The 15,021-nt window shown below is 61.7% G+C and carries 12 protein-coding genes; 6 read left to right on the forward strand and 6 right to left on the reverse strand.

Annotated elements, in window-relative coordinates:
- Positions 1-14 precede the first annotated feature (14 nt).
- Entirely contained in the window at positions 15-1,076 is a 1,062-nt protein-coding gene (locus ACQY1P_RS15325; RefSeq protein WP_430254170.1) for an ABC transporter ATP-binding protein, read from the forward strand.
- A gap of 126 nt (positions 1,077-1,202) precedes the next feature.
- Here ACQY1P_RS15325 and metH read toward each other — a convergent pair whose 3' ends face one another.
- Positions 1,203-4,973 carry a methionine synthase gene (gene metH / locus ACQY1P_RS15330; protein ID WP_430254172.1) on the reverse strand — a complete coding sequence of 1,257 codons (3,771 nt, stop codon included), beginning with the start codon at positions 4,971-4,973 and terminating at the stop codon, positions 1,203-1,205.
- A gap of 160 nt (positions 4,974-5,133) precedes the next feature.
- On the opposite strand from metH, the gene ACQY1P_RS15335 reads away from it, so the two are divergent.
- On the forward strand, positions 5,134-6,390 hold the full coding sequence (locus ACQY1P_RS15335; RefSeq protein ID WP_430254174.1) for an AGE family epimerase/isomerase: 1,257 nt from the start codon (positions 5,134-5,136) through the stop codon (positions 6,388-6,390).
- A gap of 16 nt (positions 6,391-6,406) precedes the next feature.
- On the opposite strand, the gene ACQY1P_RS15340 is transcribed toward ACQY1P_RS15335, so the two are convergent.
- Positions 6,407-6,802: a response regulator gene (locus ACQY1P_RS15340; RefSeq protein ID WP_062456056.1), complete on the reverse strand. Its 396-nt coding sequence runs from the start codon at positions 6,800-6,802 to the stop codon at positions 6,407-6,409.
- A 308-nt stretch (positions 6,803-7,110) separates the two neighbouring features.
- Here ACQY1P_RS15340 and ACQY1P_RS15345 point away from each other — a divergent pair, with 308 nt between their 5' ends.
- From ACQY1P_RS15345 to ACQY1P_RS15360, 4 genes are all read left to right on the forward strand, one after another.
- A complete protein-coding gene (locus ACQY1P_RS15345; protein WP_062581169.1) occupies positions 7,111-8,628 on the forward strand; it encodes a PAS domain-containing sensor histidine kinase in 1,518 nt (505 codons plus the stop codon).
- The gene (fixJ, locus tag ACQY1P_RS15350) at positions 8,615-9,235 is read left to right on the forward strand and encodes a response regulator FixJ (RefSeq protein ID WP_430254176.1); all 621 of its coding nucleotides are present in this window, start codon (positions 8,615-8,617) and stop codon (positions 9,233-9,235) included. The genes ACQY1P_RS15345 and fixJ overlap by 14 nt, the downstream gene beginning before the upstream one ends.
- 140 nt (positions 9,236-9,375) lie before the next feature.
- Complete coding sequence (locus ACQY1P_RS15355) at positions 9,376-9,747, forward strand: transcriptional regulator (protein ID WP_430254178.1); 372 nt, start codon at positions 9,376-9,378, stop codon at positions 9,745-9,747.
- A gap of 78 nt (positions 9,748-9,825) precedes the next feature.
- Positions 9,826-10,467 carry a helix-turn-helix domain-containing protein gene (locus ACQY1P_RS15360; protein ID WP_244508750.1) on the forward strand — a complete coding sequence of 214 codons (642 nt, stop codon included), beginning with the start codon at positions 9,826-9,828 and terminating at the stop codon, positions 10,465-10,467.
- A gap of 14 nt (positions 10,468-10,481) precedes the next feature.
- Here ACQY1P_RS15360 and ACQY1P_RS15365 read toward each other — a convergent pair whose 3' ends face one another.
- The 4 genes from ACQY1P_RS15365 to ACQY1P_RS15380 form a co-directional block, all read right to left on the reverse strand.
- Positions 10,482-11,210 (reverse strand): copper homeostasis protein CutC, encoded by a 729-nt coding sequence (locus tag ACQY1P_RS15365; protein ID WP_113110857.1) that lies wholly within the window; start codon positions 11,208-11,210, stop codon positions 10,482-10,484.
- A 5-nt stretch (positions 11,211-11,215) separates the two neighbouring features.
- Complete coding sequence (locus tag ACQY1P_RS15370; protein ID WP_430254180.1) at positions 11,216-12,178, reverse strand: ROK family protein; 963 nt, start codon at positions 12,176-12,178, stop codon at positions 11,216-11,218.
- Positions 12,175-13,731 carry a VOC family protein gene (locus ACQY1P_RS15375; RefSeq protein ID WP_430254181.1) on the reverse strand — a complete coding sequence of 519 codons (1,557 nt, stop codon included), beginning with the start codon at positions 13,729-13,731 and terminating at the stop codon, positions 12,175-12,177. Before ACQY1P_RS15375 ends, ACQY1P_RS15370 begins: the two co-directional genes overlap by 4 nt.
- Before the next feature lie 113 nt (positions 13,732-13,844).
- On the reverse strand, positions 13,845-14,996 hold the full coding sequence (locus tag ACQY1P_RS15380; protein ID WP_209901303.1) for a M20 family metallopeptidase: 1,152 nt from the start codon (positions 14,994-14,996) through the stop codon (positions 13,845-13,847).
- Between the last annotated feature and the right edge of the window lie 25 nt (positions 14,997-15,021).

Here is a 15,021-nt window from a genome sequence, read left to right on the forward strand (position 1 = left end):
AGGATTTTCACCTCATGTCGTTTCTCGTTCTCGACGGTATCAAGAAAAGCTTCGGTCCGACGCAGGTCGTCAAGGACTTCCATATGGCGATCGAGAAAGGGGAATTTGTCTCCTTTCTCGGACCGTCCGGTTGCGGCAAGACCACGGTTCTGAGGATGATCGCCGGGTTCGAGAACCCCAGCGACGGCACGATCGTCATCAACGGTAAGAATCAGTCGGGCCTGAAAACCAGCCAGCGCAATATCGGCATGGTGTTCCAGGCCTATGCCCTGTTTCCCAACATGAGCGTGTTCGACAACGTCGCCTTCGGCCTCAAGGTCGCCGGCATGTCGAAGGCGGATATCGACGCCCGCGTGAAGGAAATGCTGAAGCTGATCGGCCTCGAACATTTGGCCGACCGCTACCCGTACCAGATGTCCGGCGGCCAGCAGCAGCGCGTCGCGCTGGCGCGTGCGCTCGCGCCGAAACCGCAGGTCCTGCTGCTGGATGAACCGCTGTCTGCGCTCGACGCAAAGATCCGCGTATCCTTGCGTGAGGAAATCCGCCAGATCCAGATGAAGCTCGGCATCACCACGGTCTTCGTCACCCACGATCAGGAAGAAGCACTGTCCATCTCGGATCGGATCGTCGTCATGAACGCCGGTCGCGCCGACCAGATCGGCACGCCGTCGGAGATCTACAACCGCCCGGCCACCCGCTTCGTCGCCTCGTTTGTCGGCACGCTCAACATCATCGATGCGATCGTCGTCGATCCGGCCGCCAACACCATCCGCATCGGCGACAACATCATCACGCTGCGCGAACCGATCGGCGCGCTGGCCCAGGGAGACACCGTCTCCATCGCGCTGCGCCCCGAAGCCGGTTCGCTGTCGGAAAGCGCCAATGGCGATACGGCTTTGACCGGCACCGTTGTCTCGACGCATTTCTTAGGATCCGTCGTGCGCACACGGTTCGTCGTCGGCGGCAACCAAATCTCGTTCGACATGTTCAATGCCCCGGACAAGGTCCTGCCGCAGCCCGGCGAAACCGTGACCCTGCGTTTTGCCGCAAGCGACCTGCTGGTGGTCAAGGAATAAGCGCAGCACGCCGCGACTGGCAAATGCTTGATCGCTAACAAGACAGCAATATCAAACAGAAGAAGCCGGCAAGTGATTCAACTTGCCGGCTTCTTGATTCAATCTGTTAACCTGGCGGCAGACAGCCTACGCAGCGTCCTCGACCGCCGCCACATTGGTCGGGATATAGTTGAGCACAGGCCCGAGCCAGCGTTCGACCTCCTCGATCGCCATGCCCTTGCGCGACGCGTAATCCTCGACCTGGTCCCGCTCCACCTTGGCAACGCCGAAATAGTAGCTGGCGGGATGGCCGATATAGAAGCCCGAGACGGATGATCCCGGCCACATCGCGTAGCTCTCGGTCAGCGTCACGCCCGTCGCCTTGGTGGCGTCGAGCAGCCTGAACAGCGTTTCCTTTTCCGTATGGTCGGGTTGCGCCGGATAGCCGGGCGCCGGACGGATGCCCGCATACTGCTCGTGGATCAACTCGTCGCTGGTGAGCGTCTCATCCGGCGCATAGCCCCAGTACTCCTGGCGCACGCGCTGGTGCATGCGTTCGGCAAACGCTTCCGCAAACCGGTCGGCGAGCGCCTTGACCAGAATCGACGAGTAATCGTCGTTCGCCCGCTCGAACCGTTCGGCAATCGCCACTTCCTCGATACCGGCTGTCACCACGAAGCCGCCGACATAATCGGCCTTGCCGCTCGAAACCGGTGCGACGAAATCCGACAGCGCCACATTCGGCCGGCCGTCACGCTTGGACAGCTGCTGGCGCAGCGTGAACAGGGTCTCGAGTTCCGTGCTGCGCGTCTCGTCGGTGTACAGCTTGATGTCGTCGCCGACAGCGTTGGCGGGCCAGAAGCCGATCACGGCCTGGGGCCGGAACCACTTCTCCGCGATGATTTTCTCCAGCATCGCCTGCGCATCTGCAAACAGATGACGCGCGGCCTCGCCCTGCTTTTTGTCCTCGAGGATCGCCGGATAGCGACCCTTCAGTTCCCAGGTCTGGAAAAACGGCGTCCAGTCGATATAGGTCGCAAGCTCCGCCAGATCATAGCCTTCGAACACTTTCGTGCCGAAGAACTGCGGTGGCTTCGGATCGTAGGATGTCCAGTCGACCTTCTCGGCATTGGCACGGGCGCGCTCGATCGGCAGCCGCTTCTTGTCCGCTTCCGAACGGGCATGCGCCGATGCAACCTTGGCATATTCACCGCGGATCGTCTCGACATAGCCATCCTTGGCGTCGGGCGACAGCAGCGCCGAGACGACGCCCACCGCGCGCGAGGCATCCGTGACATAGACGGCCTGGCCCCGCTCATACCGCGGATGGATCTTGACGGCCGTATGAACCCGGCTGGTCGTCGCGCCGCCGATCAGCAGCGGCACGTTGAAGCCCTGCCGCTCCATTTCGGCTGCCACATGCACCATTTCGTCGAGCGACGGCGTGATCAGGCCCGACAGACCGATGATATCGACCTGCTCGGCAATCGCCGTTTCGAGGATCTTCGTCGCCGGTACCATCACGCCGAGATCGACGATTTCGTAATTGTTGCAGGCGAGCACGACGCCGACAATGTTCTTGCCGATGTCGTGGACGTCGCCCTTGACGGTCGCCATCAGGATCTTGCCGGCGGTCTTGCGCTGGTCGCCGCCGTTGAGGCGCTTTTCCTCTTCCATGTAGGGCAGCAGCACCGCAACCGCCTGCTTCATCACGCGGGCGGACTTCACCACCTGCGGCAGGAACATCTTGCCGGAACCGAAGAGATCGCCGACGACATTCATCCCGGCCATCAGCGGCCCCTCGATGACGTGCAGCGGACGCGCAGCCTGTTGGCGTGCCTCTTCCGTATCGGCGTCGATGAATTCGGTAATGCCGTTGACCAGCGCATGCGACAGCCGCTCTTCGACCGAGCGCTCGCGCCAGGCCAGATCCTGGACCCTTGCTTCCTTGCCGGGGCCGCCACGATATTTTTCGGCCACTTCCAGAAGCCGCTCGGTCCCGTCGGCGCGGCGGTTCAGCACCACGTCCTCGCAGGCCTCGCGCAGTTCCGGATCGATGTTCTCGTAGATCGCGAGCTGCCCGGCATTGACGATGCCCATGTCCATACCCGCCTGGATGGCGTGGTACAGGAACACGGCATGCATCGCCTCGCGCACCGGCTCGTTGCCGCGGAACGAGAAGGAGAGGTTCGAAACGCCGCCGGAAATATGCACCAGCGGCATGCGTTCACGGATGGTGCGCGTCGCCTCGATGAAATCGACGCCGTAATTGTTGTGTTCCTCGATCCCGGTCGCAACCGCAAACACGTTCGGATCGAAGATGATATCCTCGGGCGGAAAGCCTGCCTGCTCGGTCAGGATCTTGTAGGCGCGGCTGCAGATCTCGACCTTGCGGTCATAGGTATCCGCCTGCCCCGTCTCGTCGAACGCCATGACCACGACGGCTGCGCCGTAATTGCGGATCAGCTTGGCCTGCGCCAGGAACTTTTCTTCGCCTTCCTTCAGCGAGATCGAGTTAACGATCGGCTTGCCTTGAACGCATTTCAATCCGCCTTCGATGATCTCGAACTTCGAGCTGTCGATCATGACGGGAACGCGGGCGATATCCGGCTCGGCGGCGATCAGGTTGAGAAACTCGATCATCGCCTGGCCGGAGTTGATCAGGCCCTCGTCCATGTTGATGTCGATGACCTGCGCGCCGTTCTCGACCTGGTCGCGGGCAACGACCAGCGCTGCCGCATAATCGCCGGCCGTGATCAGCTTGCGGAATTTAGCCGAACCGGTGACGTTGGTGCGTTCGCCGACATTCACGAACGGAATGTCTTTTGTCAGCGTGAAGGGCTCGAGGCCCGACAGCGACATGAACGGCGAGTGCTCCGGGATCTCGCGCGGCTTGTACTTGGAAACAGCGTCGGCGATCGCGCGGATATGCTCCGGCGTCGAGCCGCAGCAGCCGCCGACGACGTTGACCAGACCTTCGCGGGCGAATTCCTCGACCTGCTTCGCCATCATTTCAGGCGTCTCGTCATACTGGCCAAACTCGTTGGGCAGGCCGGCATTAGGATAGGCGCAGATGAACGTGTCGGAAACGCCCGACAGTTCCTGCAGGTGCGGACGCATCGCATCTGCCCCGAGCGCGCAGTTGAGGCCGATCGTGAACGGGTTCGAATGGCGCACCGAGTTCCAGAACGCAGACGGCGTCTGGCCGGACAGCGTACGACCGGACAAATCGGTGATCGTGCCCGATATCATGACCGGCAGGCGAATACCCTTCGCCTCGAAGCGCTCCTCGCAGGCAAAGATCGCCGCCTTGGCGTTGAGTGTGTCGAAGATCGTCTCGATCAGAATGATGTCGGCACCGCCGTCGATCAAACCGTCGATCTGCTCGCCATAGGCAATCCGCAGGTCGTCGAAGGAGACGGCGCGGTAGCCCGGATTGTTGACGTCGGGGGAAATCGAGGCCGTCCGGTTGGTCGGGCCGATGGCACCGGCCACGAAACGGCGGCGGCCGTCTTCCGTTTCGGCGCGGATCGCGGCGCGGCGGGCAAGGCGTGCCCCGTCGCGGTTGAGATCGTAGACAGCGCCTTCCATCTCGTAATCCGCCTGGGCGATACGGGTGGAGGAAAACGTGTTGGTCTCGAGAATATCGGCGCCGGCCTTGGCGTAACGATAGTGGATATCCTCGATCGCCTGGGGCTGCGAGAGAATCAGAAGGTCGTTGTTGCCCTGCTGGTGACAGGCGCAACCGATGAAGCGTTCGCCACGAAAATGCTCTTCGTTGAAGCCGAGCCCCTGGATCTGGGTGCCCATGGCGCCATCTATCACGAGAATTCGTTCGCGTGCGGCCGCCTTTAGAGCTGCAAGGATTTCCGCACCGTCGCGGCGATCGCCTTCGGGACCGAAGAGTTCATCAAACAAGGGACACACTCCTGAACAGCATCAAACGGTATTCATAATCATATAAAGATGCGTTTATATGATGTCCAGCCGTCGTGCCGTGAGTAATAAACGAATTGTCGATGACAGGCCATACTCCTGACGGTATAGCCTTGAAGCAGAATGCAAAAGGGAGAGAAGCATGAGCGACGCGGGCCAGGTATCGAAATTCTGGAGCGATCTGCCCTACCACCGGCGCTGGCTGCTGCAACAGGCTGACGGCCTGTTCGATTTCTTCCAGCACAGGGCCATCAACCCCAAGGGCGGCTTCTTCGATCTCGATCCTACCGGCAACCCGCTCCCCGGCGACAATCCCGTTCGCGGCATTCACGCGTCCGCCCGCATGGTGCACTGCTATTCTATCGGCTATCTCTTGGGACGTCCGGGTACGGGCGACCTGGTCGACCACGGCATGAATTTTCTCTGGAACGGTCACCGCGACCAACAAAACGGTGGCTATGCCTGGTCGATGAACGACGATGGCCCGGCCGACAGCAACAAGCAGGGTTACGGCCACGCTTTCGTGCTTCTCGCCGCCTCCTCCGCCAAGGTCGTCGGCCATCCGCTGGCCGACGCGATGCTCGCCGACGTTACCGACGTGCTGGAAACGCGGTTCTGGGATCGCGAACACGGCGCCATCGCCGAAGAATTCGCGGCCGACTGGTCGCCGATCGACGGTGGCAGCTATCGTGGCCAGAACTCGAACATGCACCTGACCGAAGCGCTGATGGCGGCCTTTGAGGCAACCGGCGAACGGCATTATCTGGACAAGGCCGAAAGCATTGCAGACCTCGTCATCCGGCGCCTCGCCGGCAGCGTCGGCTTCCGCGTCGCCGAGCATTTCGATAGCGACTGGCAGATCGACAAGAACTATTATCACCAGGACGAGATGTTCCGCCCGGCCGGCACGACACCTGGCCACTGGCTTGAATGGGCCCGCCTGACGCTGCAACTGTGGACGCTTGGCGACAAGAAGCACGCCTGGATGCCGGATGCGGCCAAGAACCTGTTCGTGCAGGCCATGTCACTCGGCTGGGACAAGGAAAAAGGCGGCTTTTTCTACACACTCGACTGGGAAGACAAGCCCGCCAAGACCAACAAGCTCTGGTGGCCGATGTGCGAGGGCGCTGGCGCTGCCCACTTCATCAACCAGCATCTGCCGGCCGACAGCTTCTACGAAGACAGCTACAGGCTGATCTGGGGCACCATTGCCAACAAGTTCGTCGACCACAGGAACGGCGGCTGGCACGAGGAACTGACGGAAGATCTGGTCCCGGCTCACACACTTTTTCCCGGCAAGGGCGACATCTATCACGCGCTGCAGGCATGCCTCATCCCGCTGTTTCCCGCGGATGGCAGCCTGACGAAGATGATCGTGGAGGCGGATGGCCGGATCTGACGGCCGGTTCCGCCGGTCAGCCGGCCGAGACCATGGAGCGGATCAGCGAGACAAGGCTGTCGTAGTCATAGGGCTTGGTCACCAGGCCCGAACGCGACAGGCCTTCGGCGCCTTCGACATTGCGATCGCCCGTCGCGAAGATGACTGGGAGATCCGGAAATTGCGCGCGGAGTTTGATGGTCAGTTGCAAGCCTGTCATGTCGGGCAGATGCACGTCGGTAACAAGGATATCGACCGGCTGCTCGGAGGCAAGGCCCAGCGCCTCACCGGCCGTGCCGGCTTCGACGACGCCCATGCCGGCGTCCTGCAGGAAATCGGCTGTAGAGATGCGGATCAGGGCTTCGTCTTCTACGAACAAAACCTTGATCGGTGCGGCGCGCCCTTCATTTGCTTCGGCGGCTACGGTCGACATATCAAATTCTCCGGCAGCAGCCATGGCTGCGTGTGTGTTACCAGTCTGATTCTGGTTGATAACCTAGCGGAATGTTTAGGCCAAGGCCCAGCCTTATCGGGTTTGCCGATCAATTGCACGCCGGGATGAACAGGGTTCCGGAGCGAATGCGCGGTTTCTCTGACATATGGTGAAAAGCATGTGTATGAAGACCCCTCCCCGATTTGCCCGTTGGACGCTGCATTTAAGCCTGTGCTACAACGCGTTCAAGACATCCGCGCCCGTCTCTCCGCGCGCCTGTGTCGATCGCCTTTTCAGTAGGATGAGCGATGATCCTAAGCGAAATGACCGGGCGCACCGAACGCTTCGTACAGTTCATTCAGAAACGTGATTTCACCCGCGGTGAGGTCTATCTCCTTGCTGTGGTCGGCTTCCTGGTCGGCTTTGCAATTCGTCTGGCTCTGTCCGTTCCCATGAACGGCAAGGGAATCTACTTCTTTTTCGTGCCGTCGATCATCTTCGCCTCCGTCATCGGAGGCTTGAGACCGGGTGTGGTCGCTGCAGTCCTCTCCGTAATCGGTGTCTGGGCGTTGAAGGAACTGTCACCCGTCAGCGCGACCTCGGCGGAACTGAGAGTGGTCGCTCTGACCAGCCTGGCAATCGCCGTCACCGGCAAGGTCCTGCATATCGCCCGGATCATCATCGCAAAGACCCAGGCCAAGGCCGAGGTTCGCGAGGCGCATCTGCGATCGATCCTCGACACCGTGCTCGATGCCACCATCGTCATTACCAAGGAGGGCATCATCGTCTCCTTCAATTCCGCGGCCGTTCGCCAGTTCGGATATACGGAAGACGAGGTCGTCGGACGCAACCTGCGTATCCTCATGCCGGAGCCCTACCACCGTGAGCATGACGGCTATCTCGAGCGCTACGCGCGCACCGGCGAGAAGCGGATTATCGGACGGGATCGCGTCGTGGTCGGCCGCCGCAAGGATGGCTCCACCTTCCCGATGAAGCTTGCCGTTGGCGAAACCCGGTCGGGTGGCGAGACCTTCTATACCGGCTTCGTGCGAGATCTTACCGAACGCGCCGAATCGGCGGCACGATTGCAGGAAATGCAGGGTGAAGTCGCCCGTCTCGCGCGTCTGAACGAGATGGGTGAAATGGCCTCGACACTTGCCCATGAACTGAACCAACCGCTTTCGGCCATCGCGAATTATGTCCACGGCTGCGCAAGACTCCTGCGGGACATGGACGACGACATGGCGTCGCGATTGCGAGACGCGCTGAAGGAAGCCGGCAACCAATCGCTCCGCGCCGGGCAGATCATCAAGCACCTGCGCGAATTCGTGACGAAGGGCGAAACGGAAAAAGCACCCCACAACATACGCCGGCTGATTGAAGAAGCCGCGGCTCTGGCCTTGGTCGGTTCTCGCGAAAACGGCGTGCGGACGATGTTCGAATTCAACGACGGCCCGGAAATCGTCGTCGCTGACAAGATCCAGATCCAGCAGGTCCTGACCAATCTGATGCGCAACGCAATCGAAGCGATGCGCGACAGTGAGCGGAAAGAGCTCACGATCCGCACGCTGGTCCAGGACGACGAGCACGTGGCCGTGGTCGTCGAAGACACAGGCCCCGGGATTGCGGAGGAGATCGAGGCCCAATTGTTCAAGCCATTCGTGACGACCAAGGCGGGTGGTATGGGAATTGGACTTTCGATATGCAAACGTATTATCGAAGCCCATGACGGTGAGATGGTGGTCACCCGAAATGTCGCCGGAGGTGCCACGTTCCGGTTCACGCTGCCGTTGTACAAGGAGGACGAAGAGAATGCCGACCGCTGACTACGTGGTGCATATCGTCGACGATGAAGAGCCGGTGCGCAAGTCGCTCGCCTTCATGCTGACGATGAACGGATTTGCCGTGCGCGTGCATGAAAGCGCGACAGCCTTCCTGAAATTTGCGCCCGGAACTCGCAACGCCCTGCTCATCAGCGACCTCAGGATGCCCGATATCGGGGGTCTCGAGCTGATCAGGTCACTCGCCGCCCAAAAGATCCGGATGCCTGTGATCTTCATAACCGGCCACGGCGACGTGGCAATGGCAGTGGAAGCAATGAAGGCCGGCGCTGTCGATTTCATCGAAAAACCGTTCGACGATACGACCATCATCGAAGCAATCGAGCGGGCTGCCAAGCTTCTCGTCGAAAAGCCGACGGAAGTGACCGAGGTGCAGGAAGTGTTGAGCCGCCTCCAGTCGCTCAGCGATCGCGAGCGCCAGGTCCTTTTGGCAGTCGTTGCCGGCTTGCCGAACAAGTCGATCGCCTACGATCTCGACATCAGCCCCCGGACGGTTGAAGTCCACCGCGCCAACGTGATGGCCAAGATGCGGGCGCGCAGCCTGCCGCAACTGGTTCGGATGACCATGGCGGCCGGCTTCGACAAGGAGTGACGCCGAACCTGAACAAACGGACAATCCGCGATTTAATTGCAACTTCTTGATCTAACGCAAAGTCCGCTTGGGGCTTGGCGCGCATATTACAATCGGCGTCCAATGTCGCCCTAGCGCCCCCCGGATCCTGGATAGTCCACGTGTTGTCACCCTCGACCACTATTGCAGTGATCGCTCCGGATGCCGGGCTTAGACAGTCGCTGGCGTTCGCGCTGGAGGTCGAAGGTTTTCAGGTTCTTTCATACGAAAGCTGGTGCGCGGGCCACGCTTCGGCAGCCTCGTCCGCGTGCACGATCATCGACTCCCACGAGGTCCACGGCAACCTCGACGCCCAGCACAAGCTTCTCGACTTTCCCAGCCGTTTCATCATGCTGGCAGACGGAATGACGCCGATCCCATCCAAAAACACGGCGCGCATCCTGATAAAGCCATTCGATGGCGCCGAACTGCTGCGGATGGTGAGGGATTTCGCCCATCTGAGCCACGCCACGCCGGCACCGGTCGCTACGTAGAACTCCGTAGGGAGACACCTCAATATCGCGGACGAGTGGCTTGCGGCATCCTAGCTCTGATCACTTGGAGGAAGAGCCGTGAACGCTCCGGTCGCGAACGCCCAGGCAAAGATGCTAAACGCAACGCCGATCGCGTTTCCGTGTTCCTCCGCACCAGTCACCCGGGTTACCCAGGTCCAGACCTATGCCGGCGGCAAGGAAATCTACACGCCCGGCGAGAAATCCGGCACGTTCTACGAGGTCGAATTCGGCGCCGTCCGCCTCCATCGGCTGCTGTCCGATGGCCGCCGTCAGGTCATCGGCTTCTACCTTGCCGGCGAGACCTTTGGTTTTGAAGCCGACCGCACGCATGCCTTTTTCGCGGAAGCGATCGTTCCGACGGGACTGCGCAGCTTTTCCCAGCCCGGCAGTGGCGACGACATTCTGAAGCTCGCCTTGCGCGGCATGCTGCGCGCCCAGGAGCACTTGGCGGTCATCGGCCGCCAGACCGCGGTGGAGCGCATCGCCGGCTTCCTGCTGGACATGGCCAACCGCCAGGGCAATCTCGACCATTTCGACCTGCCGATGTCGAGGCTCGACATCGCGGATTATCTCGGCCTGACGATCGAAACCGTTTCGCGTGTGTTCGCAAAGCTGCGCGCATCCAACCTGATCAAACTGCAAAGCGTCCGCTGCGTGCAGATCCAGGACTTCAAGGCCCTCGCCAGCCTCTGCGCCTGAGGCTGAGCGAACCCTCAGCTGCCGACACCATCCAAGATCGTCCGCATCTCGCGCACGATGACTTCGCTTGTCCGGTATGATTGGTTAGCTTGAAAACCGAACTCGACAGCCCTGCCGTCACCGCGCTTGAGAACGGCGCGGCAGGAGCCGTGGACCTCGCGGGCACCGGTGCAGTTCAACAATTCGACAACGTTTGCCGGCGTGACCCCGCTGCCCGGCATGATCGACAACCGTGTCCCGGCTTGATCGACCAGTTGCTTCAACAGGTTCACCCCGTCTATGGCGCGCGGAACCAGCCCGGACGTCAGGATGCGCTCAACGCCGAGCGTCATCGCCACGTCGAGGGCCTCAACCGGATCCGGCACCAGATCGAAGGCACGGTGCAGTGTCACACCGAGACCGTCAGCATGTCGCATCAGGCGTTCGAGCAGCGCCACATCGAGACGGCCGTCGGCCAGATTCGCACCGATCACCACACCCGCCAACCCGGCGGACCGCACAGCGTCGATATCGCCGAGCATGGCCGCCTCGTCACCGAGACCGAACACGAAATCCCCTGCCCTCGGTCGGATCATCGCATAGACCGGGGTCGACGCTTTCGCCGCCAGTGCCATCAGCCCCGGCGACGGCGTCAGTCCGCCCAGATCGAGCGCCGCGCAGAGTTCGATCCGGTCGGCCCCGCCCGCCACAGCCGCCTCGAACCCCTCAGGCGTATCGACACAGACTTCGAGCGTGATCCGCATCGCCATCAGCCCTCCTGCCGGCCGAGCACCGCTGCCCCGACCAGCCCACCATCCGCCTGCCGAAGCGCCGGGATCACCAATGGGTAACTTATCCGGTTGAGGATGCGTTTGCGCACTGCTCCGTCCAGCAGGTCGATCAGTGCCGAAACGGAGGCCAGTCCCCCTCCGACGGGCACGACCGACGCCCCTGTCGTGTTGACCGCGAGCGCCAGGGGATCGGCAATCAGTTCCAGCCAGACGGCGATCGTCTTTTCCGCCAACGCATCGCCGGCCTGCCAGTCTTCAATGATCGTGTGACTGGTCTCGGCTCTCTCATGGAGCAGGCCGTCGATACGCTCTATCCCGCGTGCGCCGCCGACCGTATCGGCACAGCCGGACTGGCCGCAACCGCAGGCCAGGCGCGGAATGTGGATCGTCTCGCCGGCGATCTCGACGGTCGTATTGACGATCGGCCCGTGGCCCCATTCGCCGGTCACGCCGCCCGCACCGCGCACCAGCTTGCCACCAATCGCCAGACCACCGCCGATCCCGGTGCCGATGATGGCGCAGAACACGACGTCATGGCCCTTGCCGGCACCTTCACTGGCTTCGGCAAGCGTCAGACAATCGGCGTCGTTGGCCGCAACGACCGGCCTTCCGAGCCGCGCGGAAAGTTCCGCCGCCACGGGACGTCCTGTGATGCAGGGAATGTTGGCGGCAATCGAAACGCCGGTCTTGGGATCGACGATCCCGGTGATCGACAACGCCAGCGGCGTCGAGTCATTGTCTTTAACCAGATGGGCATGCCGCGCGATCAGGTCAGACAGCGCTGCCACGAACGCATCCCAGTCGGACGCGGGTGTTGGAACCCGCTCCAGAGGCTCGATGACACCATGCGTCGGCGACACCGCGAACTTGATGAACGAACCGCCGATATCGGCACAGAATACCGGCTTGTCGTTTCCGGTCGTGAACACGTTACCTGTCAACCAATCCGCTCCTTGAGCCATTCGTGCACGATGACCTCGTCTTCCGCGTCGAGGCCATGATTGGCATCGAGTACCCGGGCCGTCACGTCGGCCCCGGCCGTCCGTAGCCTGTCCTCGATCTCGCCGGCAAGTGGGCCGTAAAAATCGTTGGTGGCGCTGAGTGACAGGACCTCTGCCCCGGAAAGATCAACGACGGGTCGGTCTTCGAGCACGTTCATCGAGCGCAGCAGCACCGCTCTGCGGATGACCTCCGGGTAAAGCTGCATCGTCGCACCAATCATGTTGCCGCCGTTGGAATAGCCGAGGAACGCGGTGCGCGCCGGATCCGCGCCATAGGCCGGACCGATATCCTCGATGAACCCGACGAAAGCCTCCACTTCCGATGCGATTTCCTTCTGGTCGAAGGTCGTCTGGCTGAGCCTGCGGAAAAAGCGCGGATAGCCCTCGTCCAGCGAGCGGCCGCGCAGACCGATCAACAGGGCGTTGGGTGCCACTTTGCGTCCGAGCGGCAGCAGCGCCGTTTCGTTGGCGCCGGTGCCGTGCATCAGCACCAGCGTCGTGCCGTCCCAGTTGTCAGGCATGTGGACCCGATGCACGAACGGCAGGTCGCGGTAGATGACGCGTTCCTCGCCCGGCAGACCGAACTGCGGCAGCATCACCATCAGCGCCTCGTGATCCGCCTTGAAATGCTTCGGAATGAACAGCTGGCTTCCGAGCGTCTCGACCGGTTCATCGGTGGCAAAACCCGGCCCGTCCGAGGCGAGTTCGATCAGCGTGCCGCCCGGCTCGCGCACGTAAAGCGAATGGAAATACTGCCGGTCGTGGATGTTCATCTCGCCCGCATCGGCAGCAACAAGCTCTCCATACACCGCCTCGACCGCCACGCGATCCAAGGCCCGAAACGCGATATGATCGATCGCGCCCGTCCCCGGCGCCGCAGTCCAGAAGCCCGATGCATCGCGGACATCGATGATGTCATGCGCTTCAGAAACCAGCCGCTGGGTGTTGCCTTCCCGGCTTCCAACAGCCAGCCCCATATGCCGCACGAGGAAATCGGCAGTCTCCTGGGGCTTCTCGGAAAGGATCGTCGCGCCGTAAAGCCTGCGGACAGAGTTCTCCTCGGCGATACCGCCATCCTGCCACCAGACCCAGAGTCCCGTTTCCTCGACGCCGACGAGCTTGACGATGATACCGTCCGGATCCGTCAGCCGCAGCACGGGCTGGCCGAATTCCTGCGCCGGCCCGGATAGCTTGATGTTATATTGGAGGGCCCTCGTCAGCCAGAAGCCGATCGCTTCCGGCGAAATCTCCAGGCTGATCTCGCTCGGCGCCCCATGCCCGACCCGACCGAGCGATCCATCTTCCCAGGCGAGAAACGTCACGATCGATCCGGGCGATGCGGCACCGTCGCCGTAAAACAGATGCAACTGCTGCGCATCCTCGAAACCGGCGGTGCGTTTCACCAGCCGCAATCCGAGGAAGCCGACATAGAAGTCGACATTCGCCTGTATCTTGCGGGTGATGGCGGTGATGTGGTGCAGGCCGCTGGTCATGTCGGAATTCCCGATTGGTCTTCGATATCAGCCATATGGACGCAATTTCTGGACGATGAAAAGATGCCGTGATGGGTGCGGCCGGTGCCGCACCGTTCACAAAGCGGCACCCGTCAGGCTTCGGGCTCGAGCGACATCATCAGGTTGGCCAAGAGGGCCGTCCGCGGCGCAACGCTCGACAGCAAGATATACTCTTCGAACGTATGCGCGCCTGCGCCATCAGCGCCGAGACCATCGAGCGTGGGCACGCCAAGCGCTGCGGTGAAATTGCCGTCGGAACCGCCGCCGGTCGTGACGCCCTCCAGCGCAATGCCGAGATCTACAGCGATTTTCGCCGCCGTATCGAACAATCTCCGGCCCGCATCCGACTGCGCAAACGGTGGCCGGTTCATCTGTCCCTTGATCTCGAAACTGATATCCGGATCGACCGGCTGCATGGCGGCGATCTTCGCCGTGACTTCCGTGGCTGCCGCATCGTCGGGGACGCGCACATCCACCTGCATGCGGCATTCCGCCGGCACCGTATTGCGGCCGGTGCCGCCGCTGATCGTTCCGACCGTGACGGTGATGCCGCGCCCTGCGTCGTTCAGCGCCTCCAGATCGAGCACAAGCCTTGCTGCCGCCCGCACGGCGCTTCGTCCGTCCTGTGGCCGTGTGCCCGCATGCGAGGCCCGGCCACGCACGACGATATCGTACATCGCCACACCCTTGCGAGCGATGACGATCTTGCCGCCGTCGCGCGCCGGTTCCACCACCAGCGTATAACCGGCGCTGCGCGCGCATTCCTCCATGAAGGCCCGCGACGAAAAGCTTCCGACCTCTTCGTCCGGCACGAAAACGAGATCGACCGGCATTCTGCTGCCCTTTGCAACCGCGATCTTCAACGCCTCCAGCGCCATCAGTGCACCGGACTTCATGTCGTAGATGCCGGGACCGTAAAGCTTGTCGCCCTCCTGGCGGAGCGGAAGCTGGTTATCGATCACGCCGATCGCATGCACCGTATCGAGATGCGCAAGCACCAGAACCGATTTCTCGTTGCTCCCCGCCTGCCGTGGCGATCGGACCGCGAGGATATCGCCGAACCCGAGCGTGCCCGGCAGCCGTTCGACGGAAAGCCCGGCCTTAGCCGCACTGGCCTCCACCCGATCGGCCAGGAAGTTTACCGCCGCCGCATTGCCGGAGGGCGTCTCGATCCGCACCCACTCTTTCAGCTCTTCGATCAGAGCCTCGGCATCGACATCACCAGCGGAAATAACCTGCGTCATTGAAAGCTTCCTTTGAAAAATTCGC

The organism is Neorhizobium sp. DAR64872/K0K18, assembly GCF_050500175.1.
Lineage (GTDB): Bacteria > Pseudomonadota > Alphaproteobacteria > Rhizobiales > Rhizobiaceae > Neorhizobium > Neorhizobium soli.

Bases quoted from the DNA above. Each gene is read 5' to 3' on its own strand.
- ACQY1P_RS15325 (WP_430254170.1), top strand. From the start codon at position 15: ATGTCGTTTCTCGTTCTCGACGGTATCAAGAAAAGCTTCGGTCCGACG.
- ACQY1P_RS15335 (WP_430254174.1), top strand. From the start codon at position 5,134: ATGAGCGACGCGGGCCAGGTATCGAAATTCTGGAGCGATCTGCCCTAC.
- ACQY1P_RS15340 (WP_062456056.1), bottom strand. From the start codon at position 6,802: ATGTCGACCGTAGCCGCCGAAGCAAATGAAGGGCGCGCCGCACCGATC.
- ACQY1P_RS15345 (WP_062581169.1), top strand. From the start codon at position 7,111: ATGATCCTAAGCGAAATGACCGGGCGCACCGAACGCTTCGTACAGTTC.
- fixJ (WP_430254176.1), top strand. From the start codon at position 8,615: ATGCCGACCGCTGACTACGTGGTGCATATCGTCGACGATGAAGAGCCG.
- ACQY1P_RS15365 (WP_113110857.1), bottom strand. From the start codon at position 11,210: ATGCGGATCACGCTCGAAGTCTGTGTCGATACGCCTGAGGGGTTCGAG.
- ACQY1P_RS15375 (WP_430254181.1), bottom strand. From the start codon at position 13,731: ATGACCAGCGGCCTGCACCACATCACCGCCATCACCCGCAAGATACAG.
- ACQY1P_RS15380 (WP_209901303.1), bottom strand. From the start codon at position 14,996: ATGACGCAGGTTATTTCCGCTGGTGATGTCGATGCCGAGGCTCTGATC.